Source organism: Vibrio sp. T3Y01, assembly GCF_013114525.1.
Lineage (GTDB): Bacteria > Pseudomonadota > Gammaproteobacteria > Enterobacterales > Vibrionaceae > Vibrio > Vibrio chagasii_B.
The window spans coordinates 68,699-90,173 of the sequence record NZ_VTXJ01000008.1 but is presented as its reverse complement, the minus strand read 5'-3'; the positions used below and the strand labels follow the sequence as shown (position 1 = coordinate 90,173).

At 44.1% G+C, this 21,475-nt stretch carries 22 protein-coding genes; 15 read left to right on the top strand and 7 right to left on the bottom strand.

Annotated elements, in window-relative coordinates:
* Position 1 precedes the first annotated feature (1 nt).
* The 9 genes from F0232_RS10880 to F0232_RS10840 all read left to right on the top strand — a co-directional run bounded on the left by F0232_RS10880 (position 2) and on the right by F0232_RS10840 (position 9,264).
* A complete protein-coding gene (locus tag F0232_RS10880; RefSeq protein ID WP_105057016.1) occupies positions 2–1,798 on the top strand; it encodes a M3 family oligoendopeptidase in 1,797 nt (598 codons plus the stop codon).
* Between the two features lie 266 nt (positions 1,799–2,064).
* Positions 2,065–3,093 carry a succinylglutamate desuccinylase gene (locus F0232_RS10875; protein WP_105057017.1) on the top strand — a complete coding sequence of 343 codons (1,029 nt, stop codon included), beginning with the start codon at positions 2,065–2,067 and terminating at the stop codon, positions 3,091–3,093.
* A 134-nt stretch (positions 3,094–3,227) separates the two neighbouring features.
* The gene (gene btuC / locus F0232_RS10870; protein ID WP_105057018.1) at positions 3,228–4,223 is read left to right on the top strand and encodes a vitamin B12 ABC transporter permease BtuC; all 996 of its coding nucleotides are present in this window, start codon (positions 3,228–3,230) and stop codon (positions 4,221–4,223) included.
* On the top strand, positions 4,210–4,968 hold the full coding sequence (btuD, locus tag F0232_RS10865) for a vitamin B12 ABC transporter ATP-binding protein BtuD (protein ID WP_061031479.1): 759 nt from the start codon (positions 4,210–4,212) through the stop codon (positions 4,966–4,968). Before btuC ends, btuD begins: the two co-directional genes overlap by 14 nt.
* Before the next feature lie 60 nt (positions 4,969–5,028).
* Complete coding sequence (locus F0232_RS10860) at positions 5,029–5,388, top strand: DUF6559 family protein (RefSeq protein ID WP_105057019.1); 360 nt, start codon at positions 5,029–5,031, stop codon at positions 5,386–5,388.
* A gap of 6 nt (positions 5,389–5,394) precedes the next feature.
* On the top strand, positions 5,395–6,345 hold the full coding sequence (locus tag F0232_RS10855) for a hypothetical protein (RefSeq protein ID WP_253821946.1): 951 nt from the start codon (positions 5,395–5,397) through the stop codon (positions 6,343–6,345).
* Between the two features lie 380 nt (positions 6,346–6,725).
* Positions 6,726–8,186 carry a lytic polysaccharide monooxygenase gene (locus tag F0232_RS10850; protein ID WP_105057020.1) on the top strand — a complete coding sequence of 487 codons (1,461 nt, stop codon included), beginning with the start codon at positions 6,726–6,728 and terminating at the stop codon, positions 8,184–8,186.
* A gap of 224 nt (positions 8,187–8,410) precedes the next feature.
* Positions 8,411–8,590: a hypothetical protein gene (locus F0232_RS10845; protein WP_105057021.1), complete on the top strand. Its 180-nt coding sequence runs from the start codon at positions 8,411–8,413 to the stop codon at positions 8,588–8,590.
* Between the two features lie 185 nt (positions 8,591–8,775).
* On the top strand, positions 8,776–9,264 hold the full coding sequence (locus F0232_RS10840; protein WP_008217559.1) for a GNAT family N-acetyltransferase: 489 nt from the start codon (positions 8,776–8,778) through the stop codon (positions 9,262–9,264).
* A 135-nt stretch (positions 9,265–9,399) separates the two neighbouring features.
* On the opposite strand, the gene F0232_RS10835 is transcribed toward F0232_RS10840, so the two are convergent.
* The gene (locus F0232_RS10835) at positions 9,400–9,975 is read right to left on the bottom strand and encodes a nucleoside triphosphate pyrophosphohydrolase family protein (protein WP_105057022.1); all 576 of its coding nucleotides are present in this window, start codon (positions 9,973–9,975) and stop codon (positions 9,400–9,402) included.
* Between the two features lie 212 nt (positions 9,976–10,187).
* Between F0232_RS10835 and F0232_RS10830 the strand changes: the two genes are divergently transcribed.
* The gene (locus F0232_RS10830; protein ID WP_061031464.1) at positions 10,188–11,255 is read left to right on the top strand and encodes a sensor domain-containing diguanylate cyclase; all 1,068 of its coding nucleotides are present in this window, start codon (positions 10,188–10,190) and stop codon (positions 11,253–11,255) included.
* A 27-nt stretch (positions 11,256–11,282) separates the two neighbouring features.
* Here F0232_RS10830 and F0232_RS10825 read toward each other — a convergent pair whose 3' ends face one another.
* Positions 11,283–11,849, bottom strand: a complete 567-nt coding sequence (locus tag F0232_RS10825) for a DUF1415 domain-containing protein (protein WP_061031463.1) — start codon at positions 11,847–11,849, stop codon at positions 11,283–11,285.
* 85 nt (positions 11,850–11,934) lie between these two features.
* Entirely contained in the window at positions 11,935–13,134 is a 1,200-nt protein-coding gene (locus F0232_RS10820) for an MFS transporter (protein WP_105057023.1), read from the bottom strand.
* A gap of 110 nt (positions 13,135–13,244) precedes the next feature.
* Between F0232_RS10820 and F0232_RS10815 the strand changes: the two genes are divergently transcribed.
* Positions 13,245–14,117 (top strand): LysR family transcriptional regulator, encoded by an 873-nt coding sequence (locus F0232_RS10815; RefSeq protein WP_105057024.1) that lies wholly within the window; start codon positions 13,245–13,247, stop codon positions 14,115–14,117.
* A 682-nt stretch (positions 14,118–14,799) separates the two neighbouring features.
* Here F0232_RS10815 and F0232_RS10810 read toward each other — a convergent pair.
* On the bottom strand, positions 14,800–15,036 hold the full coding sequence (locus F0232_RS10810) for a glutaredoxin family protein (RefSeq protein WP_004741645.1): 237 nt from the start codon (positions 15,034–15,036) through the stop codon (positions 14,800–14,802).
* A 153-nt stretch (positions 15,037–15,189) separates the two neighbouring features.
* On the opposite strand from F0232_RS10810, the gene F0232_RS10805 reads away from it, so the two are divergent.
* Both F0232_RS10805 and rlmF read left to right on the top strand, forming a co-directional pair.
* Entirely contained in the window at positions 15,190–15,687 is a 498-nt protein-coding gene (locus F0232_RS10805; RefSeq protein ID WP_105057025.1) for a M48 family metallopeptidase, read from the top strand.
* A gap of 4 nt (positions 15,688–15,691) precedes the next feature.
* The gene (gene rlmF / locus F0232_RS10800; protein ID WP_105057026.1) at positions 15,692–16,939 is read left to right on the top strand and encodes a 23S rRNA (adenine(1618)-N(6))-methyltransferase RlmF; all 1,248 of its coding nucleotides are present in this window, start codon (positions 15,692–15,694) and stop codon (positions 16,937–16,939) included.
* 96 nt (positions 16,940–17,035) lie between these two features.
* Here the strand turns inward: rlmF and pilW are convergent, their stop codons facing one another.
* Both pilW and metA read right to left on the bottom strand, forming a co-directional pair.
* Complete coding sequence (gene pilW / locus F0232_RS10795) at positions 17,036–17,776, bottom strand: type IV pilus biogenesis/stability protein PilW (RefSeq protein ID WP_105057027.1); 741 nt, start codon at positions 17,774–17,776, stop codon at positions 17,036–17,038.
* A gap of 181 nt (positions 17,777–17,957) precedes the next feature.
* Positions 17,958–18,899 (bottom strand): homoserine O-succinyltransferase, encoded by a 942-nt coding sequence (gene metA, locus F0232_RS10790; RefSeq protein WP_061031457.1) that lies wholly within the window; start codon positions 18,897–18,899, stop codon positions 17,958–17,960.
* Between the two features lie 265 nt (positions 18,900–19,164).
* Between metA and F0232_RS10785 the strand changes: the two genes are divergently transcribed.
* Together F0232_RS10785 and F0232_RS10780 are read left to right on the top strand one after the other, a co-directional pair.
* A complete protein-coding gene (locus F0232_RS10785; RefSeq protein ID WP_008217580.1) occupies positions 19,165–19,533 on the top strand; it encodes an AAA family ATPase in 369 nt (122 codons plus the stop codon).
* Between the two features lie 78 nt (positions 19,534–19,611).
* On the top strand, positions 19,612–20,034 hold the full coding sequence (locus tag F0232_RS10780; protein WP_105057028.1) for a DUF3859 domain-containing protein: 423 nt from the start codon (positions 19,612–19,614) through the stop codon (positions 20,032–20,034).
* 105 nt (positions 20,035–20,139) lie between these two features.
* Here the strand turns inward: F0232_RS10780 and F0232_RS10775 are convergent, their stop codons facing one another.
* The gene (locus tag F0232_RS10775; RefSeq protein WP_105057029.1) at positions 20,140–21,246 is read right to left on the bottom strand and encodes a M20/M25/M40 family metallo-hydrolase; all 1,107 of its coding nucleotides are present in this window, start codon (positions 21,244–21,246) and stop codon (positions 20,140–20,142) included.
* Positions 21,247–21,475 lie beyond the last annotated feature (229 nt).

The following is a 21,475-nucleotide window of genomic DNA, read 5'->3' as shown; positions in this document are numbered from 1 at the left end:
CATGACAACACCGAGTTGGGATCTAAGCATTGCTTATCGCGATCTTGATGATGCAAAAATTGAACAGGATATTGAACTCATTCAACAGTGTATCGAACTCTTGTACCTGCATGTTGAAAAGCGTCACATCATTCTGGCAATGCAAAACGCAATCCAGACCTCAGAAGCAGCAGGCACGCTACTAAGCACAATTAACACCTTTGCTAACTGTCACGCTTCAGTGGATGCGACTCATACAGAAGCCAAAGCGCTGCTTGGCCGTGTAGCAAAGCTGAACTCTGAAATGTCACAAGCGTTTAGCCCTTATGAAGATACGCTGATTCACGCAGAACCAGAGTTTATTGATGCCGTTTTAGAACACGAGAGTGCAGATGTTGCAGGCCAACGCTTTGCGATTGAAAGCTCACGTAAGCTATCAAGCAGCCGTCTCAGTGTGGCTGAAGAACAGCTTTTAGCAGCCATGAAAGTCGATGGCCGTGATGCATGGGGTCGTTTATACGATAACCTTACCGGCTCTTTGAAACTGTCTTTGAAACTTGATGGTGAAGAAGAAGCACTTGGCTTCTCGCAAGCGGCGAGCTTGTTATACGGTAGCGAATTCGACAAACAAGAGCCAGCATGGCGCGCGGTTCAAGGTGCAATGAAGACTCACCAAGAGTCATTTGCTTCGATCCTAAATGCGCTTGCAGGTTGGCGTCTGACTGAAAACAAAAAGCGCTCGAAAATCGCAGATGTGCATTTCTTAGATCCAAGCTTGCACGGCAGCCGAATTGTGCCTGAAACGCTAGACACAATGATGTCTGTGGCGAAAGCTAATCGCGCAGTAGGTCAGAAAGCGGGTCTGTTGATGGCAAGAGTTCACGGCTTAGATGAAATGAAGCCATGGAATCACTTAGCTGCAATGCCGCCACTTGGTGATGCGGAATCTAAGGTTTACCCATTTGATGAAGCGATCGAAGTGATCAAAACCGCTTTCGCAGAAGTAAATCCAGAGATGGCTGATTTTGTCGCTTTAATGGTTGAGAATGGTTGGATTGATGCCGCACCAGCAGCCAACAAACGTTTAGGTGCTTACTGCACTAAGTTTGCCGCGACACGCACACCGCTTGTGTTCATGACTTGGAGTGGCAGCCGCTCTGACTTAATGACATTGGCACACGAGCTAGGCCACGCGTTCCATAACTGGGTAATGAAAGACATGCCGTTGTGTAAGACTCGCTACCCAATGACGCTCGCAGAAACAGCTTCTATCTTTGCTGAAAACATCGTTCGTGACCACTTGTTAACGCAAGCCCAAACACGAAACGAGAAACTTGAAATGCTGTGGGAAGAGCTGTCTTCTTCATTGGCTTTAATGGTCAACATTCCAGTGCGCTTCGAATTCGAAAAAGCATTTTACGAGCAGCGTGAAAAAGGCGAGCTGACGGCGCAACAATTGTGTGACCTGATGGAAAGCACTTGGAAAGAGTGGTACGGCGATGCAATGACCGAAGCAGACCCTTACTTTTGGGCGAGCAAGTTACACTTCAGCATCTCTCAAGTGAGTTTCTACAACTATCCATACCTATTCGGTTATCTGTTCAGTAAAGGTGTTTACGCTCAGCGTGACGCGAAAGGTGAGCAGTTCTACGATGATTATGTCTCATTGCTTCGTGACACGGGTAGCATGATGGCGGAAGAAGTGGTTCAAAAACACTTAGGAATGGACCTGACTCAAGCCGATTTCTGGCAACAAAGCATCGACATGGTCAAAGTTCAGATCGATGAATTTGAAAGATTGCTCGATCAGGAAGATTAATTGATCTCAATCTGTTCATAGCAGGTAAGAGCTGTGTTAGCTTACGTGGCTCTTATCTTGCTGAAAGAACTTGATATAACCAAAAGTTGCTTTAAATAGAGAAAGTTATTTAGCACAGGCCTCGGTTTGTTGATAAGCAGGAAATATAAAATTTATGGGTAGTATTTGTGAGTGATAACGGAGTTTCTGTTGATAAGTGCGATCCTAGCAACACAATTTCTATGTACAATTTATTAACATACGGCCGTGCAATTAAGGAGTAACGCATGACGAAGACCCTCTTTCGCCAATCATTTCTTTTTGACAGCCTAGATCTTGAGCAAGAAGTGTTTGCAGGACAGACCGTACTGAGTAACGGTGTTCAAATTAAGCTTCATCAACGTGGCGTGTTGGAAGTGATTCCCGCTGATTACAGTTCTGAAACCAAGAACATTATCTTTTCAAGCGGTGTACACGGCGACGAAACCTCACCAATGGAGCTGATTGATAAGCTCGTTGAGGATATTGAAACAGGCTTTCAGGCAGTGAACGCTAGATGCTTGTTTATCATAGCTCACCCAGAAGCAACCAACGCGCATACCCGTTTTCTTGATGTGAATATGAACCGTCTGTTTGATGAAAAGCAGTACGAGAGCAATCGAGAAGTGGATATCGCCCAGAACTTAAAGTATCTGGTGACAGAGTTTTATAAAGAAACCAAGCCAGAAACGCGCTGGCACTTAGATCTGCACTGTGCAATCCGTTTATCTAAGCATTATTCATTTGCTGTGAGCCCTAAGGTTCGCCACGAAGTACGTAGCAAAGAGTTATTCGACTTCATCAACAGTGCTCACGTTGAAGCCGTGTTGCTGTCGAATGCACCTACCAGCACGTTCAGCTGGTACAGCGCTGAAAACTTCGGAGCGCAGGCTCTGACAATGGAACTCGGGCAGGTCGCGAGAATTGGTCAGAACCAACTTGATAGACTAACGGCTTTTGATCTCGCCATGCGTAACTTAATCGCGGAAGCTGAGCCAGAGCATCTGCCTAAGCGAACCATTACTTATCGTGTGAGCCGCACCATTGTTCGTTTACATGATGATTTCGATTTCATGTTCTCAGATTCTGTAGAGAACTTTACTGCATTCAAGCACGGTGAAGTCTTTGGCCATGATGGTGATAAACCATTAATGGCGAAGAATGAAAACGAAGCAGTGGTGTTCCCAAACCGTAATGTTGCTATCGGTCAACGAGCAGCCTTAATGGTGTGTGAAGTGGAAACACGATTTGACCACGGGCAGTTGGTTTACGATTAATCTGTAGCAGCGACGACGGTTCGTTGAATAACCGCTCAACTGGTTGAAATATCAAGGTTCACATTACGGTGTGAACCTTGAGTTTATTTGGGTATACAGGTAAGGTTACGCGAACAATCTCAAAGTAGCTTGATATGGATTTCCAACAACTTCTTCACCAAAAACAGCGCAAATGGACGCGAGCCATTTATCTGATGGCATCACTGCTTATCGCGCTGAGTGCTATTTACCTAATGGTTGGCGATCTCTTCATTTCCCCTCTGGGCACCTTGTCCACATTAGAACAAAAACTACTGATTGATTTACGCTTACCTCGATTATTAGCAGCTATTGCCATCGGGGCAGGGCTAGCGGTATCTGGCGCAAGCTTACAAGTGTTATTAGGCAACGTATTGGCAGAACCAGGTGTGCTCGGCATTTCTGGTGGTGCAAGCCTCGCCATGGTGATTGTACTGTTCTTCTTGCCGTTTGCTCCTACCCCTGAACTCTTCATGGTCGCTGCGGTGTTAGGGTCACTCTGTTTCACAGTGATTTTGGTGAGCATGGTAAAAGCAATGCGGCTCACCACGACTAAGCTGCTGTTGGTGGGGGTAGCACTAGGTATTCTTTCTGGTGCGATGGTGACATGGGCATTCTACTTCAGTGATGACATGAGCCTTCGTCTGTTGATGTACTGGCTAATGGGTAGCTTGGGCGGCGTGACTTGGTATCAACACTCGCTGACATTAGTGATGATCCCTGTGATTATTTGGTTGTGTTTACAAGGCAGTAAGCTAGACAAAATGATGATAGGGGAGACACACGCTGCGCAACTGGGTGTGAATGTACCCAAGTTACGTTGGCGCTTAATCTTCGCTGTGTCTATTTTGGTCGGCTGTGCAGTGGCATTAGGCGGCGTAATCAGCTTTGTGGGCTTGGTTGTGCCACACTTACTTCGTTTAGCGATTGGTACTGACAACAAATACCTGCTTCCTTTGTCTGCTGTTGCGGGTGCTGCATTGTTGGTGTTTGCTGATATTTGCGCGCGTACCTTATTGGATTCTGCAGAATTACCTTTGGGTGTGATGACCACAAGTATCGGTGCGCCTATCTTCATTTGGATGTTAATTAAAAATCATGATTCAAATTAAGAGCCTGAGCGTCGGCGCTCGTTTATTACCGCTATCATTCGAGCTTAACCAAGGGCAGGTGACTCACGTTATCGGTCCCAATGGCAGCGGTAAAAGTACCTTACTTGAGGCCATTTCGGGTATCGGTGATGGTTACAAGGGCGATATCAAGCTCGATGAACAAGACTTATCAGATCTATCGCTTCAAGACTTGTCACTGCATCGCGCTTATTTGTGTCAGAGCGCAAGACCGGCTTTCAATTTAGAAGTGTTCCAATACCTTGCGTTGTCTCTGCCAAGTTCTTCACAAGGACTTGATATTGAAATCAATGCTGCTTTGGAAGAGATAACCCAGATGCTCGATATTGCAGACAAGCTTCATCGCTCTATTCAAGCTTTGTCTGGTGGTGAGTGGCAACGCGTTCGCTTGGCGGGCATGTGTTTGCAAATTTGGCCGACACTTAACCCATACGCGAAGTTGTTGATTCTCGATGAGCCTGCTGCGCCATTGGATATTGCTCAAGAAGCCTTACTCTACAAGCTCATTGAACGAGTGGCAGAGAAGGGCATTGCGGTGATCATGGCAAACCACGATTTAAATCGTACCCTAAGACACGCTGACCAGGTGTTGTTGCTCGACAAAGGCGTTTTACAAGCTTCTGGTGCTGCGGCACACGTGCTGACTCCAGAGCAACTTGAGGCTGTATTCAACACTCAAGTGAAAAGTGTATCAGTGGATGATCAAACATACCTTATATTTGAGTAAGTGGATCTTGAGTCAACAAACCGTTCAGAAACATTAGGTGTTTTAACATAAGGAGTTGGTGTGCTTCGATACATTCAACGACGCAGAATTAAAAAAGTGATTAAGCTTCTTTCAGCCAAGATGGTAAAGAGCTATGGAAGTCGTGATTTCTTCTCTATCGGACAAGTTGAAACCAGTTCTAAAGAGCTGAGCAAGCGTCAACAACACATTGCATTGGCTTTGTTTGCTGATCCACAAGATCTTGATACTGAATTGCTGCCCACCATTCAATTGCTGAGAAATGATGTCTCTAACGATTTCTTTGGCGGCGAGGACTACAACGCACGCGATATTCTGAATCTTCTGGGAGGTAGTGGTTGGAAGGGCGGCCGCATGGATGATGACATGTCACATCGCATGGGTATGAATAGCCGCTATTAAGGTCTTTTGATATTTATCTCATCCGTTATCGTTCTCGTTAAAATCGTAATTTTGGCGGTTTGGGATGTTGGCGATACAGATAAGGCTTTCTATAACGCAATTGATGTTGTGTTTGATGGCGATGACTCTCATTTACCGGGTTGGGAAAAAGTAGGCCAGATAATTCCGACTATGAATTTGAAAAAGGGTGATGCGGTATATACACGTGTATTCGATGGATCAGGTGAAAACACATCATTGAGTACCCGAGTCGAGATTGCGAGTAGTGAGTCCGGACAACCAAAGAACTGGTCAAAGGCATTAGCGACCAAAGTTAACCAAGAGCATGACGATATTAAGTCTGGCGTATGGAGTGAAAACGGGTTCGATCCAATTTATGGCGTTAACCCTATATACGTCAATAAAGACAGTGGCATCCAGCGTGTCGAGATAGGCTACGATGTTGAAGTACCTGAACCAGATACATCACTGACTGTTGAAGGGCTAGAGCCTGAATACATCATTGGCGATGAAGCGACGGTTCTCGATCTTACATTGATTGCCGAAGGTGACGCTCAAGCTGAGCTTACTGTCTATAACCATGGCCGTGAGTCACTAGCGCATTGGAGTGGCCTAGTTGAAGATGAAACCTCTGAATCGGTCACGCTTCCGCTATCCAAATCTGAGGCTGGTCACCATATGTTAGTGGTGAGTGTTAAAAACAGTGAAGGTAAGCTAGTCGGTCAGCAAACTCTCAATTTCCACTTGGTTGAAGCGAGCACTCCGCCGCCACAACATGATTATGTTTACCCTGAAGGGTTTGGTAGTTATATCGATGGGGATATCGTCCTATTCGAAGGGGAGGGCGTCTATCAATGTTACGGCCCTTGGGCGGCAGAATGTAACAATGAAGCTTACTTACCAGGTGTCGCTGCCGACCCAAATTGGGTGGAGCAGCAATGGGAAAAGTTGGACTAAGATCTCACTCATCTAGCTGATTTAATTCTCTTTTGACTATGATAACCTCAAAGTGGCTTACTCGCTAAGCCGCTTTTTTCTTCACTTTGAATATTGTTTCTACAATCAGGACAGGATACTGAGATCCAATAATTAGAAGCAACATCATCTATCTACAACGCTTTTGTTTGAGTTGTGTGATTCCGATTCCTATCGATATAAAACTCGCTGTTATTGATAAAATTGACGTATATATTTTTCGTTGTTCTTTAAACGAAAAATATAAATCCTTGAACTACAATCCTGATTGATTAGCAGTCATTGGCATTGTTTAGGATAAAATAATAGAGAGTGGGAAAGTGACAACAATAAATCATAATCTTCTTAAAGCTGCAGTAGGTATGGCTTTGCTATCGAGTGTGCCGTCAGTGGCAAATGCTCATGGTTGGTCTGAGTTTCCAAGTGCACGTCAGAACACGTGTTACGAGCAAGGTGGTATTTGGTCGGGTACACCACCTAATGCTGCGTGTGCTCAAGCAAAAGACATTTCTGGTTCATATCCGTTTGTTCAGCGTAACGAATATGCAAAAAATATCCAGGATTTCAACAACATCAATGCTGTAAAAGCAGCGATTCCTGACGGCACGTTATGTTACGCCAATGATTCGCAAAAGCGTGGTATGGGTGCGCCTCATACAGGCTGGACTCGTACCGAGCTAAGCACTGGTACCTTTGAATATGTATTCAACGCGACAGCACCACACAACCCTTCATTCTGGGAGTTCTACCTAACCAAACCAAATGCAGACCTAAGCAAAGGCCTAGCGTGGGGAGATTTAGAGCTTATCCAAGAAGAGGGCAATGTTCCTGTAAATGGCGGTAAATACCGCATCAATGTAACCATTCCTTCGGACCGTTCTGGCGATGCAATCCTGTTTGTGCGCTGGCAACGTAATGATTCAGCAGGTGAAGGCTTCTACAACTGTTCAGACATCACTATTACTGGTGGTACAACTCCTCCACCAGAGCCGGGTCCAGAGCCTGATCTAGTGCGTGGTGATCTGTTTGTTTCAGACCAATTTGGAACGCCAGAAGTTGGCGACACCGTTAAGTACGACATCATCAACAAGTATGGTGAAGTAGCGCGTAGTTTCGACATCGTGATTGATGCAAGCAACGTGAATGATTGGGCTCGCTTGCTTGCTTCAGAGATTAACGGTTGGCACGAAGAGTTTAAAGATGGCGCGGTCTTTATCGGCGACTGGCATGCTGAAATGCAGCACTATATGTACTTCCAAAATGATCCTTCACGTAACTTCTTCAACTCAAAAGATGGCCGTGCATCTGGTCAGTTAACGTTGATTGACGGTGGTGATGGCGGTGTTGAACCGTTGAAAGGGGACATCTACGAACTTGTGAAGAGTGACAATGTAGTGAATGCGGGCGACAAAGTTGTGATTGCAACAAGTGAAGCCGCAAACCTTACGCAAACACAAGGTTCTGCTGTAAGCATCCAAAACAATGGTACGGCTTCAATTGTGGTTGATACTACAGCGATCACAGCGAACGAAACATTGTCTTTCATTGCTAGCTCTATTGAAAGTGAGAGTGTTGAAACCTTCACATTCGAAGTGATTGCTGAAGATGGTGGTGTAACACCTGACCCAGATCCAACGCCTGATCCAGATCCGACTCCGGACCCAGACAATGGCACATGGGACTCGTCTAAGGTTTACCTTGGTGGTGAAATCGTGACTTACTCGAACCAGTCATGGAAAGCACAATGGTGGGTTCAGGGCGGTACAAACCCTGAAGCGACCTACGAAAACGACAAGTGGGGCGTTTGGCGTCCAGCTAACTAAGGCCAGTTAACTGCCACCCTGATGAATCCATTAGGGTTGAGTTTATTGTCGTGTAAATGGCGCTACAGAGATGTAGCGCCATTTTTGTTGGAGGCGTTTATTATCTTTTGGCACAAAATGGTAAAACTCTTATTGAGTGAACGACTAAAGTGGTTTCTAACGAAACAAGCGAGCCAAGGCTGAACTCAGCACGCACTACCCAAAATTCGAGAGAGGACTAACTGATGTACGAACTGACACTTATTTTAAGCTTAATGATGGGCGGCAATACGAACACTGCTGAACTGGATGTTGAAACGCAATTTCAGTCTCTAGAGCAATGTAATCAACAAGGTGCTGAGTTGGCAGAACAATTCAAATCGAATGATGTTACCGTTCTTCTCGTTCAGTGTGAACGCGATTGATCAACAAAGCATATCACCTTGTTCAAAGGTAAGACCCTCTCGCCTGTATATTTGCTGACTAAATTGTTAAATTTAAAGAATTTTATCTAACCTATTGTTAAATATTTACTATTTGATAGTGTGTCTAGGTGCACATAAAAAGTGTACTTTAGATTTAGTAAAAAATAATAACAGTAGGAGTTGCGATGAGTATTGTAGTGAGACGCTCTGAACCGTCAGATGCAAAGGGAATAAAAGAAGTTTACGAATGCACTAATGCTTATACCGGTACGCTGCAACTCCCAAATCCATCTCTGGAAACTTGGCAAAAACGAATCTCAAATGTTCCAGATAATGTGTACTCTTATGTCGCGTTATTGGATGGAGAAATTGTTGGCAACTTAGGCTTGGAAGTATGTGTAAATCCAAGAAGGCGTCATGTCGCCTCTTTTGGTATGGGTGTTAAAGACGATGTGTTAGGCAGAGGTGTAGGTAGCCAGTTACTCGCAACGGCGATCGACTTGTGTGATAACTGGATTAACATCAAACGACTGGAACTGACCGTTTATACCGATAACGAACGAGCGATCAGCCTGTATAAGAAGTTTGGCTTCGTGATTGAGGGGGAGTCTGCAGGGTTCGCTTTTAGAAATGGCGAATATGTGGCGGCTTATCACATGGCTCGACTAGTATAGCGCTCGGCTTCTAACCACGGCTACAGTTAAAACAGCCAGAGTTATCCAATAGATAATAAAACGCCACGTTACAATAACGTGGCGTTTTCTATTTCAGTCAACTGATGCTTTGAAGCGCTTCAGTTTTAACTTTACTTAAGCTGTAAGAGGCTCAAGGTTCGCAGGACGGTAGTGTACCGATTTTAGTACTTTGCCTTGGCGAACCGTTTTACCTTCCGATACAAAATCTTCAGCGCATTTAGCAATGATGTATTCACCTTTTTGAACCGCCATTAGCTTAATGTTCTGCTCAGCATAGAATGCTTCTGTTTCTGCGTATTCTGTTTCATTACGGCATACTTTGCTCATGTTGCTTGAGTGTACTTCGTCCCAGCAAGGTAAGAAGTCAACTGAACGGTTTTTGGCAACGTTCAACAGTAAGTCGATTAAGTAGCTGATCGCTAGGTTGTCTTCTACTTTGGATTGGCCAAGGTGAACCAAACGTCCCATCAAAACATAAACGCTGTCTACAATAGCGTCCGCTTGTTCGATTTTTGAGTCCGCTTCTGCAAGTTCTGTTAGCTCTTCGATCGCTAGAGATGTATGTAGCGTATCGCCTTTTTCGTCCATTGTTTCAGGAGCAGCAACCGGCAGATCAAAAGTACTGCGGAACTCTTCAATGTCGCGGTAAAGGTGATCGTAGATTTCTTGGTTTAGTTGAGAAAGGTTCATATTCCTATCCATTCTGTTTCGTTAATGGACCATTTTAACAAAGGTAGGAATGGGGTGCTAACGCAAAGTGGAAGAACGCGACTTTTATTCATAGGACCAATGAGGTATTTTGCACACAAATCAATTGATTATTATGTTTTTCTACTCTTTACTCTTGTTTATATTAGAAATATTAATGTTGTCACTCACTTAGGCAGCAGTGGGATATCGTTATGCACCAAGCTAGTGAAAGCGAAATTGTTATACGCCGCTTGTATCAAATTACCAATGAATATCGAAAAGGCTTCGATAGTCAGATCGCTCAGCTGCTCGCTATGGGGCTCGAACGTTTTGATTTGGATATTGGTATCTTGTCAAAAGTGGACGGTAATACTTACTTGGTCGAGCACTGTGTCACACCTGAAGGCGTTGACCTGAAAAGTGGAGATATGTTCGATTACCGTTCGACTTACTGCGAAATTACATGCAGATCAAACGGTCCGATTTGCATTGAGCATTGTGGCGAACACAACACCTATGCGAGACACCCTGCTTATCAATCCTTCGGCTTAGAGTCATATATTGGTATCCCTATTTTCGTTGATGAAGAACTCTACGGCACGCTTAACTTTTCGAGTGGTAATCCTTACTACCGCGAGTTTAAAGAGTTTGATATCGATGTGATGAAGCTGATGGCCTCATGGATTGAAGTAGAGCTTGTTCGCAGGCAGCAAGAGAGAAAACTACAAGAGTTAAACGAAAAACTCGAGTATCAGGCGCTTTATGACCCACTGACGCATTTACCCAACAGACGCTTTTTATTTAAAACGTTAAACGCAGAAGTAAAGCAACTTAAGGGTTCTTTAGGCAAAGGAACGTTAGCGGTGGTTGATATTGATTTCTTTAAGTCAGTAAACGACGGCTATGGTCACCAAATGGGTGATGTTGTCCTGAAGAAAGTGGCCAATGTATTAAGTAGTAATGCTCAGGAAGGGGAGTTTGTCGCACGCTTTGGCGGTGAAGAGTTTGTGATTTGGTATCCCAATATTGCTTCAAACTGTGTCGAGGATAAACTCGCTACTTTGCTAGAAGAAGTCAAAAAAATCACTCTAGATCGAACGCCTATCACTATCTCTATTGGCGCTTGCCATTTCGAATTAAGTGCTGGTGAAACACGCAATGAACGAATGTCAGCGTTGGATTCACTGATTAAAGTAGCTGATGAGTGTTTGTATGTTGCCAAAGACAATGGACGAGATCAGTTTGTGTCTCGTCCATATCATCAGCAAAAAGGCACTTAGTTACTGCTGCAGGGGAATACTAAGTGATTAACTAAACAAGTACGGGAACAATTTACGACGCTCTTCTGGTGTTAACGATTCAACTCGAGCGATGTTGGTATCTGGAATGGCTTCAGGATTCGGGTAATGCTTCAACACCTTTTCCATGCTCGCTTCACGAATCAAATGGTAAACCGGGTATGGAGAACGGTTCGTTAAGTTTTCATCGTCTTCTGGATCCGCTCCACCAAAGCAGTAATCTGGGTGGAAGGTCGCCACTTGATAAACCCCTTCCCAATCTTGCTGTTTGATCAAAGCTTCAATCCAATCAATGAACATGTTGTAGTCGAAGAAGTCCTGCAGCATGTTAGGGACAACCACCAGAGTCGTCTCTAATTCAGCGACTGGCGTGTTATCGAGTTCAACAAAATGCGTCATGATGTCTTCCAGCAACGCTTCTTCGGTTTCCGCTTCACTCACAAAGATCTTAATCTGCTTATTACGTTGTGGCTTTGCTGCAAATGGGCACAGGTTTAGACCAATAACAACATCGTCTAACCACTGTTTTACTTGGTCATGGATGGTTTGAAGATCAGTGTTTTGAGTGTTCGACATAACAGGTTCCGAAATGAAATTTTGCGTAGGATATCAGAACGGTTGTTAATCAAAAGCACTAATTGTCTCGAAAATGCTGTTGTTTCTATGCCTCTGCGAGTTTAGATGTCGCTACTTGACGTTGTTTCAGCTGGTAGACCCAAGCAAATATCGCGACATAGAAGACAGAACCTCCCGCAATCACGCCATTCCAACCAAATAACTGCCAGCAGTATAAGAGTAAAAACCCGCCCAAGCTGCCACCAATATAATAGTGTACGAGGTAGAGCGCGGTTGCTGTTGCTTTGGCGCTTGGCGCTTTTTGACTGACCCAAGAGTAGGCTAGGGTGTGCGAGAAGAAAGCTCCGCCACTTATCAGCAATAACCCTGCAAGCATGAACGGAATGTCATCAATTGCGGAGACCAGCATTCCTAGCAAGCTGATACATACACCTAATAGAATTCCGTTTAACGGGTCGAAACGTAGCGTCCATTTGTTAGACAGCTTAGAGCTGACGGTACCTGCCAGGTAGCAGAGAAAGATCAGTGATGCTAAGCCAACAGGGACGGAGTGAGGCTCGGATACCAATCTAAAGCCCATTACGGAATACAGGTTAACGAACAGAGCGAAGTTGGCTCCACCAATCAACATTGCAAGCCACAAGGTACGGTTGCGTAAATGCATCACAACTGAGCGATTATGATGAAAGAACAGCCCTTTTTGCGGCTTGAAGTTTTGCTGGTCTGGTAGTCGATAGGCAATAAATAAAGCGCCTAATAGCGAGCCCACAACAAAGATCAGCACGGTAGCGTGCCAATCGAAATAATCTGTCAGCAAGCCGCCTAACACACGGCCAAAGATACCCCCTAATGAGTTGGCAGCAATATAGCCACCAATCGCGACTGCAAAGGCTTTGGGTGTTAACTCTTCGACCATATAGGCGACAGCAACACCAGCAAAAGCGGCGACCGCAATTCCCATCAATGCTCTAGCAATAACGAGTTGTAACAGCGTCGTGGTGAATGCCATGCCTAAACCAATTACTGGAATCGCAAAAAGGCTAAATAGGATGATAGGCTTTCGACCAAATGACTCTGAAGCGATAGCCCACGGTACTAAGCTAATTGATAACCCAAGTGTGGTTGCAGCAAATAGCCAGTTGATTTGGGTTTCAGACACTTGGAAGTGCTGAGCCATGTGCGGCAAGATAGGTTGAAACACATAAAGATTACAGAAAATGATAAATGAACCAATCGCTAATGATTGAGTGATCTGTTTGTATTGAGTACTGCCTTTATCGAACATTTATCTTGTGCCTATGCGAGGAGTTAAGCTATTTGTGAACAAGTTATCAGCACAATGATGATTAAAGAAATATATTAAAAATATCATCTCCATATATTTAATATATCACCATGCTTGAATCAAAACCCCTTCGACATTTTCTCACCGTAGCTCAGTTTGGCAACTTTACCCAAGCGGCCAAAGCCTTACATATCGCTCAACCTGCCTTGAGCATATCCATTAAAAAACTCGAGCAAACACTTGATTTGATTTTGTTCCGACGTGGAGATAAATCGGTCACTCTAACCGAAGAAGGGAAAGTACTGCTTGAGCATGCCAAGCGTATCGCGCAGCAGTTTGATGATGCAGAGTTGGCGATGAATGAATTGAAAGGCTTGGAAAAAGGGGAGGTACGTTTAGGCGCGCCAAGTATGATGGGGAGTTACTTCTTCCCTCAAGTCGTTATGGCATTTAAAAGCCAGTACCCAAACCTCAAGCTGACGTTGATTGATGCGGGCACAGCATCGATTCGTGAAATGCTATTGAACGGCGAACTCGATATCGGTGTTATCAATCATGAAAATGTACCGGATGACCTAGAAACCGACCATTTGCTCAGTTCTGAAATGTTAGCCGTTGTCGGTAAAGAACACCCATTGGCGTCACAGTCATTCATCACATTTGAAGAGTTTTTTGAGCAAGAGTTGGTCATGTTTAAATCAGGGTATTTCCATCGTGATTTCATCGATGCGACCTGCAAAAAATACGATTTAGATATGACTATCGCATTCGAGACTAACTTGCTGCCAATGATTCTTTCTATTGTAAAGCGCGAGTTCGCCATTACCGCACTGCTTAGCTTGGTAACAGAGTATGAGGACGACGTGGTTGGAGTGCCATTTAAAGACCCTGTAAAACTTAATCTATCTTTGGCGTGGCGAAAAGAGGGCTATTTGTCTAAGGCCGACCGAACCTTTATCGATTTCGTTAAACAATATGTGTGATTAGTAAGATATTAACCCTGTAAATACTTGGGACTAATGTCACATTTTTCATGGATTTATGCGACGCATATCACTATGCGTGGCGCGGATATTAACAGTTTCTAATTTACTTGGTATGCATGCCCGTTAAATAATACTAGTACTTTTTGAGTAGGTAGTGAGGGACTATGAAATGTGGGTGTAAGGAGCAAACGTTAATACGAATTCGTAGAACGTTTCTCGACCGAGTGTTAGGAATCAAGGGTCGATATAAATGCAGCAAGTGCGATACTGTCTTTAAAATAAAGGGCTAGGTATTGAGATAAGAGTAATGAGCCCGTTTGAAAATTAATTCGTCGATTATATTATTCTGTGAAAAATGTGTGCCCTACAATATGGTTAACAAGTGGTGACTGGGAGATATTATCTGCCTTTAAATTAATCAATTAGGCAACCCTAGCTCCATGAAATGTAAGTGTAAAGAACGAAGGCTCATTAGAGTTCGTAGAACATCAGTCGACAAAGTTCTCGGTATAAAAGAGAAATACAGATGCGCGTCTTGTAGTGGCGTTCTGAAGGTAAAAGGATAGTGGCGAAAAGGGAAAGGTAGACCTTGGTTTCCGATACTGATAACACAAAGCCCGAATATCTTAGGTGAGATATTCGGGCTTTGTTGTAAAGAGGTATAGCAACTTAAATAGTGTTAAGTGTTTTTTGAGTTATACATCTTATCGAAGTTCTTTTGGTTCCATCCGACCATAATTTGGTCACCGATTTTAAGCACTGGGATAGAGCGAGCGCCCATCGCTTGTAATTCTTTACGGCCGCGTTGCATCTTCGCATTCGTTAAGCGGTAAACAATCTTCTTAGAGTCCAAATATCTTTGGGCATCTTTACAGTGCGGGCATTTGTCTGCCACGTACAATACAACACGTTTCATCTTTACAGTCTCTTTTTGAGTCTAGCTCTTGGTGAATCTCGTTAAAGTGTAACGAATCCTAGGTGATTAGAAAAGTGTGATCAGTTACACTATGCGGCTCAATTTTCGACGTCACACCGTTTTGATGTGACGCAACTTGTACGGTCTTTCAGCATGCATCCTTCATTACGCTACATTCAAGGCTATCCTAAACACATTATCGATCCTGTTACTCAGCTTGTTGAGTCAGGTAAATTGGTGCCGTGGTTTGAAGCTCGTTACCCAAAGAATCATGAAATAAAAAGCGAGAAAGCCCTGTTTGATTATGCGATTGAGATTAAAAATCGCTATATGAAGAAAACACCACCCATTAGTAAAGTGATTTATGATGGCAAGATTCACCTAATCAACAATGCATTAGGTTTGCACTCTTATGTCGCCAAGAACCACGGTGGCAAGATCAAATCGAAGAATGAGATTCGTATCGCCAGTATATTTCGTAATGCCCCTGAGCCTTTGTTGAGAATGCTGGTGGTACATGAACTGGCGCACATCAAAGAGAAAGACCACGACAAAGCCTTTTACCAACTATGCTGTCACATGGAACCGGAATATCATCAATTAGAGTTGGATGCCCGTTTGTTCATGATTTATTTAGATTTAAAGAAGTAGCCCAATGAGCCAATCACAAAAAAGAACCACGCTAAGCCTATCAAAAAACAGTGCTTCTGATAAAAACCGTAACAGTGCGGATTCAAAAGCGACTGGACAGAACAAAGCTAAGCGAGCTTCTGCGAAACCAAGCAACAATAAAGGCGGGAAGGGCAAAGCTCCTTTTAAAAAAGGCACTTCTAATAAGAACGCACCCAAAAGATCGAGCGGCTCTCAAAAGCCAGCTGGATCGAAGCGCACTGGTGGTGCATCACGCAATAAGAATACCGTAAAGCCAGCTGCGGGTTTACACCCAAGAAACCAACATTCAGGACGTTACGACTTTGATTTATTGGTCGCTGCTTTACCAGAGCTAAAATCACACTTAGTTAAGAATCCAGTAGGCGAAGACACGATCAATTTCTCTGATCCACTAGCGGTTAAACTACTCAATAAGGCGCTACTGGCGCATCACTATGGTGTTAAGCACTGGGATATTCCTGCCGGTTATTTATGTCCGCCAATTCCTGGTCGAGCTGATTACATCCACAGAGTGGCAGACATCCTTAATAGCGATGGTCAAGGTGAAGCTTACAACCATCAGTCAGTGAAAGCGCTAGACATCGGTGTTGGTGCTAACTGCATCTACCCAATTATCGGTACCACGGAATACAAATGGCGTTGCACGGGTAGCGATGTTGACCCTGTGTCAGTGAAAGCTGCGAATTTCATTGCTGAAAGTAACGTTAATTTAAAAGGTAAGATCAAAGCACGTTTGCAAGCGGACTCTGAATCTATCTTTAAGGGTGTGATCAAGGATAATGAGCGTTACGATGTCACTATTTGTAACCCTCCATTCCATAGCTCTCTAGAAGAAGCTGAAAAGGGGTCACAGCGTAAATTAGACAACCTAGCGGCAAACCGAGCTAAGAAAGCAGGCCAAACGTTCAAACCTGAATCGAAAAAAGCTAAGCAAAATAAGCCAACCTTAAATTTTGGTGGCCAAAAAGCAGAGTTATGGTGTCCAGGTGGTGAAGCGGCATTCATCATGAAAATGGCAAGAGAGAGCCAATTGTTTGCAACGCAAGTACTGTGGTTCACAACGCTGATTTCGAAGAAAGACAACGTCGATATGATTCGTTCTGAGCTAGGCAAGCTGAGAGCGAAACAAGTGAAAGTGGTTGAGATGTCTCAAGGCCAGAAAGTGAGCCGCTTTGTAGCATGGACCTTTATGGACGACGCGCAAAGACAAGAGTGGATCGCGCTTAAATAACGGTTCACACTTCAAAGTTAGAGAGTCACGTTAACTTTCTTAAATAAAAACGGGCTTGTTGTTCATTCAACAAGCCCGTTTTATATTTTTGAGTGCCTAAGCAGAGAGCAATTCATCCAATTTACTTTGGTACTTCTTCTCAAGCGCGTGGTTTCCTGCTTTCTGCTCGAGGTCGATTAATATTTGAAGCGATGGAACTTGATAGCCATATCGTTGGTGGAACTTGAACAGGCGAAGCCTAGCGTCGTTGTAATCGGCTTCACTCACTTCGATCTTGGATAGCTGCAATATCGACTTTACCCGGTTCGGGTCATGGTCAATGGCGCGGGTAAAGTAGTACTTGGCTTGTTCTGTATTACCTGCCTTAAAAGCACAAAACCCCGCATTCTCATAGCTGGCAGATACTAGATAATAATAGGGCTGATCGATGGCACGGTTAAAGTACTTATCTGCCTGCTCATACTCGCCTTGTTTACACAAAAACGTACCGTAGTTATTCAATACATTCCCGTTTCTCGAATCGAGGCTCAGCGCTTTTCGGTAGGTTGATCTTGCTTCGTCTACTTCGCCCACTTGTTCATAATAATGTGCCATAGAGAGTCGAGCGCGGTAGTAGCTTGGCGCGTGTTTGATAGCAAGCTCTAGGTTTTCACGAGCCCTGACCATATTGCCTTGACCCATGTAACCCAAACCTAATTCAATGCGAGATTCCGACATCGCAATCGGGTCGCTTTCTATTTTCGGTGGTCCCTTTGTTACAGAGACACAGCCAACCAATGAGAGAGATGCAATCAGAGCTGAGAATAGGGGATTTGAAAACAATGACTTGGCAGGCATGTGAAGCTCCTTATGAACACCAGACAATCATATGAGATTGATAAACATAAGGTGGTAAATCTATGGTGGAATGCGACCCACTCTCCATAAAAAAACTGCGTACAACTGGCTTGTTTTCATCGTTAAACGAATCAACAGTTTATTGTACGCAGCTTTCTTTTACTGACTAAATAGCGAATAGTTAATCGTCTTTGGTGAAGTTCTCTTCGCTGAAGTGATCCAAATCGTAAGGCGTTTGTTGGTAAACGCAGTAGTTTAGCCAGTTTGAGAACAGTAAGTGACCGTGGCTGCGCCAGCTCGCGACCGGTTTGTTGTCTGGGTTATTGTTCGGGTAGTAGTTGATAGGGATGACTGGCTCCATGCCTTCACCTAAATCACGGATGTATTCATTGTGAAGTGTATGTGCATCGTATTCAGGGTGACCAGTCACAAATACGTTTCGCTTGTCTTTGGTTGATGCTAGATACACACCAGCGACATCTGAAGTTGCAAGCACATCAAGGTCGGTATGCTCTGCTAGATACTCTGGCGAGAAATCCGCATAACGAGAGTGTGGCGCTAAGAAGGTGTCATCAAAACCACGAAGAATAGGGTGGTAAGGGTTGTGAATCTCGTGGTTGTAAACGCCAGACAGCTTCTCTTTACGAGTACGCTTCGGTAAGTCATACAGCAGTTTCAGGCCCGCTTGAGCAGCCCAGCACACATAGAGAGTCGAGGTAACGTGCTTGTTAGCCCACTCCATGATGGTTTTTAGGTGGTCCCAGTAGATAACATCTTCAAACTGAACCAAGCCCAGTGGCGCACCAGTGATGATCAGTCCATCAAAGTTACGGTTTTTGACCATCTCAAATTGACGGTAAAAGTTATCCAAGTGCTCGGTCGGTGTATTTTTACTTGGACGATCATCGATTCGAAGCAGCTCAACATCCACTTGCAACGGGCTATTGGATAGTAGGCGTAAGAATTGAGTCTCGGTTTCAATCTTCTTCGGCATTAGGTTGAGGATCAAGACTCGAAGTGGACGGATTTCCTGTGTCGATGCTCTTGATAGCGGCATAACAAAGATGTTTTCTTCACGAAGAACATCGCTCGCTGGCAATTGGTCTGGAATGCGAATAGGCACAGCTTTCTCCCTAAGCTAGATATGTAGACGTCTATACTTCTAAATCTATAATAGTTTGATGCGCTTGTCGATATACAAAATGGATAGTTGTAAATTATTTGTGTTTTTATCAAGAGAGCACTTAGTCGCCTTATGGTTATTGCCTCTGTTTAACAATGCATAGACAATGTACAAGTGTGATTGATTGCTGATATCGGCAGTAATAAGAGCAACACTCTACTATTTACGATAAACTCATGTTTTTGATTTAAGCCGAAAAACATCAATGAAGTTAATACTCATTCGAGGGCTGCCAGGTTCGGGTAAGTCAACAAAAGCAAAAACTTATGACGCCTTGCATGTCGAAGCTGATATGTATTTTGTTAATGAGCAAGGTGAGTACTGTTTTGACCCCAAACAGCTACAACAGGCCCATGAGTGGTGCCAAAACACCGCTGAAAATGGCCTTAAGAAAGGGAAAGATGTCGTTGTATCGAATACCTTCATCAAGCACTGGGAAATGAAGGCTTATCGCCAACTCGCGCTTAAATACAAGGCGGATTTAGTGATTGAAGTTTGCCGAGAGAACTACGGCACTATTCACGACATTGAACCATCAGTGCTCAAGCGCATGGCGAGAGATTGGCAAGAGTAGCTCTACTCTGATGTCACTCTATAGACTGGGTAACCCCTCGTATTAAACTAACAAAACAATTCCAAGGTAACGATTGAAATGGCAAAACGCTCTGTCGTCGTAGAGATGACTTCTTACGGTATTTACACCACGTGGGATTCTAAGTCTAAAGACCTACCTAAAATACAAGAGTTTACCACCACCGTTGACGCTGAAATCGACGTCGAGTTTGGCTATATCTTGAATATCAAAAAAGCCAAAGGCGAAAAAATCCGTTACTGCATTTATCACCCGGATATCACAACTGACAAAGGCGAAGTGCTTGAGCCGTTCGATGGTGAAGAGTACGTCGGCAATAACGATTGGGATTTCTACCTAGGCGACACCATTTGGGCGCCAGTCTCAAACAAGATTGGTAAATGGCGCATGACGGTCGAACTCAAAGGCAACATCATCGCAGACAAGACATTCGACCTAGTAGCAAAAGACGAAGGCCAGTTCTGGAAGCGCAGGGGGTTTTAGCCTCGAACTTCTAGACAAATTTGAACTACAAAAAAGCCGAGTCTTATAGAACTCGGCTTTTTGACATTAGCTAGGTGACATTCTTTATCTAGCTTAGAAGTAAGATTATTGTGTTACGTAAGCCACAACAAACTCAGTGATAGCAACCATGTCTTTCACTGCAATGTACTCTTCTGTGGTGTGTACTTTCGCCATACCAGTAGATAGGTTAACCGTAGTTAGACCTTTCGCATTGAAGTTGTTTGCATCGCTACCGCCGCCAGTGCGTTTGGTGTTTGCTGTTACGCCAAGCTTCTCAAACGCTGATTTGATAGAAAGAATGTGCGGATGATCGTCTGCAATAACGAATGCATCGTAAGCACGAGTTGATTCGATTTCTACCTCAGCACCGAATTGTTTTGCGCTTTCTTCGAATGTCGAGATCATGTGTTCAACTTGTGCAGTTAGCTTTTCGCCGTTAAGAGAGCGCGCTTCCGCAACCACTTTTAGTTCTGGCATAACGATGTTAGTAGCTTGACCGCCTTCAATAATACCCACGTTCGCAGTTGTTTCTTCATCGATGCGAAGTAGGTTCATCTTAGTAATAGCGTCTGCTGCTACTTGAATTGCACTGATGCCTTCTTCTGGTGCTAGACCAGCGTGAGCAGGGCGACCTTTGATCGTAGCAACGATTTTTTGTTGGCCTGGTGCTGCGTTTACGATAGTGCCGATTGGGCCGCCTGTATCAAGAACGATAGCGTGCTCAGATTGAATGTAAGACATATCGAAGTTCAAAGAACCGAATAAACCGCCTTCTTCGAACACTGTGAATGCAATTTCAATTGTTTTGTGTGCCTGACCTTCAGCTTGAATGCAGCGAACGGCTTCCATGATAGCCGCAATGCCAGACTTGTCGTCGCCGCCAAGGATCGTGTTGCCCTTTGAACGGATGATGCCATCTTCGATGATTGGCTCAATGCCGATACCCGGTGTTACTGTGTCCATGTGGCAGCTGAATACCGTGCTACCCGGTAGGGTGCCGTCTAAACGCGCGTAAATGTTGAAGCCATTGGATACTTCTTCAGGAACTGCCAGTTTGTGAACGTCAAACCCTAGTTCGCCTAACTGCTCAGCGAGTGCTTCTGCAATTGCCTTTTCGTTGCGTGATTCACTATCGATTTTCACAAGATCACAGAAATGGTCGACTAGACGTTGTTCATTAATTTGGGTCATTGTTAATTCTCATTATGTTTCCGCTCTTTCCTTAGAAGTCACGGCTATAGGAACAGGAAAATCACTATAACGCCTTTTTGTAGGATGATTGCCTGAGTTAAATCAAGAAAACCGCCTGATTATTTCAGATTATGAGAAAAACAAGATCCAGTTCTATAAGTTGACAACATTTTAATCTGTATATTGCTCGGGTATACTGCGAACCGGAATTAACTATGCAGAAACTAAG

Coding starts and splice junctions, on each gene's coding strand:
- F0232_RS10775 (WP_105057029.1), bottom strand. CDS start 21,246: ATGACCCAAATTAATGAACAACGTCTAGTCGACCATTTCTGTGATCTT.
- F0232_RS10835 (WP_105057022.1), bottom strand. CDS start 9,975: ATGAACCTTTCTCAACTAAACCAAGAAATCTACGATCACCTTTACCGC.
- pilW (WP_105057027.1), bottom strand. CDS start 17,776: ATGCCTGCCAAGTCATTGTTTTCAAATCCCCTATTCTCAGCTCTGATT.
- F0232_RS10820 (WP_105057023.1), bottom strand. CDS start 13,134: ATGTTCGATAAAGGCAGTACTCAATACAAACAGATCACTCAATCATTA.
- F0232_RS10810 (WP_004741645.1), bottom strand. CDS start 15,036: ATGAAACGTGTTGTATTGTACGTGGCAGACAAATGCCCGCACTGTAAA.
- F0232_RS10815 (WP_105057024.1), top strand. CDS start 13,245: ATGCTTGAATCAAAACCCCTTCGACATTTTCTCACCGTAGCTCAGTTT.
- F0232_RS10805 (WP_105057025.1), top strand. CDS start 15,190: ATGCATCCTTCATTACGCTACATTCAAGGCTATCCTAAACACATTATC.
- rlmF (WP_105057026.1), top strand. CDS start 15,692: ATGAGCCAATCACAAAAAAGAACCACGCTAAGCCTATCAAAAAACAGT.
- btuD (WP_061031479.1), top strand. CDS start 4,210: ATGATTCAAATTAAGAGCCTGAGCGTCGGCGCTCGTTTATTACCGCTA.
- F0232_RS10880 (WP_105057016.1), top strand. CDS start 2: ATGACAACACCGAGTTGGGATCTAAGCATTGCTTATCGCGATCTTGAT.
- F0232_RS10840 (WP_008217559.1), top strand. CDS start 8,776: ATGAGTATTGTAGTGAGACGCTCTGAACCGTCAGATGCAAAGGGAATA.
- btuC (WP_105057018.1), top strand. CDS start 3,228: ATGGATTTCCAACAACTTCTTCACCAAAAACAGCGCAAATGGACGCGA.
- F0232_RS10825 (WP_061031463.1), bottom strand. CDS start 11,849: ATGTCGAACACTCAAAACACTGATCTTCAAACCATCCATGACCAAGTA.
- F0232_RS10845 (WP_105057021.1), top strand. CDS start 8,411: ATGTACGAACTGACACTTATTTTAAGCTTAATGATGGGCGGCAATACG.
- F0232_RS10875 (WP_105057017.1), top strand. CDS start 2,065: ATGACGAAGACCCTCTTTCGCCAATCATTTCTTTTTGACAGCCTAGAT.
- F0232_RS10830 (WP_061031464.1), top strand. CDS start 10,188: ATGCACCAAGCTAGTGAAAGCGAAATTGTTATACGCCGCTTGTATCAA.
- F0232_RS10850 (WP_105057020.1), top strand. CDS start 6,726: ATGGCTTTGCTATCGAGTGTGCCGTCAGTGGCAAATGCTCATGGTTGG.
- F0232_RS10785 (WP_008217580.1), top strand. CDS start 19,165: ATGAAGTTAATACTCATTCGAGGGCTGCCAGGTTCGGGTAAGTCAACA.
- F0232_RS10780 (WP_105057028.1), top strand. CDS start 19,612: ATGGCAAAACGCTCTGTCGTCGTAGAGATGACTTCTTACGGTATTTAC.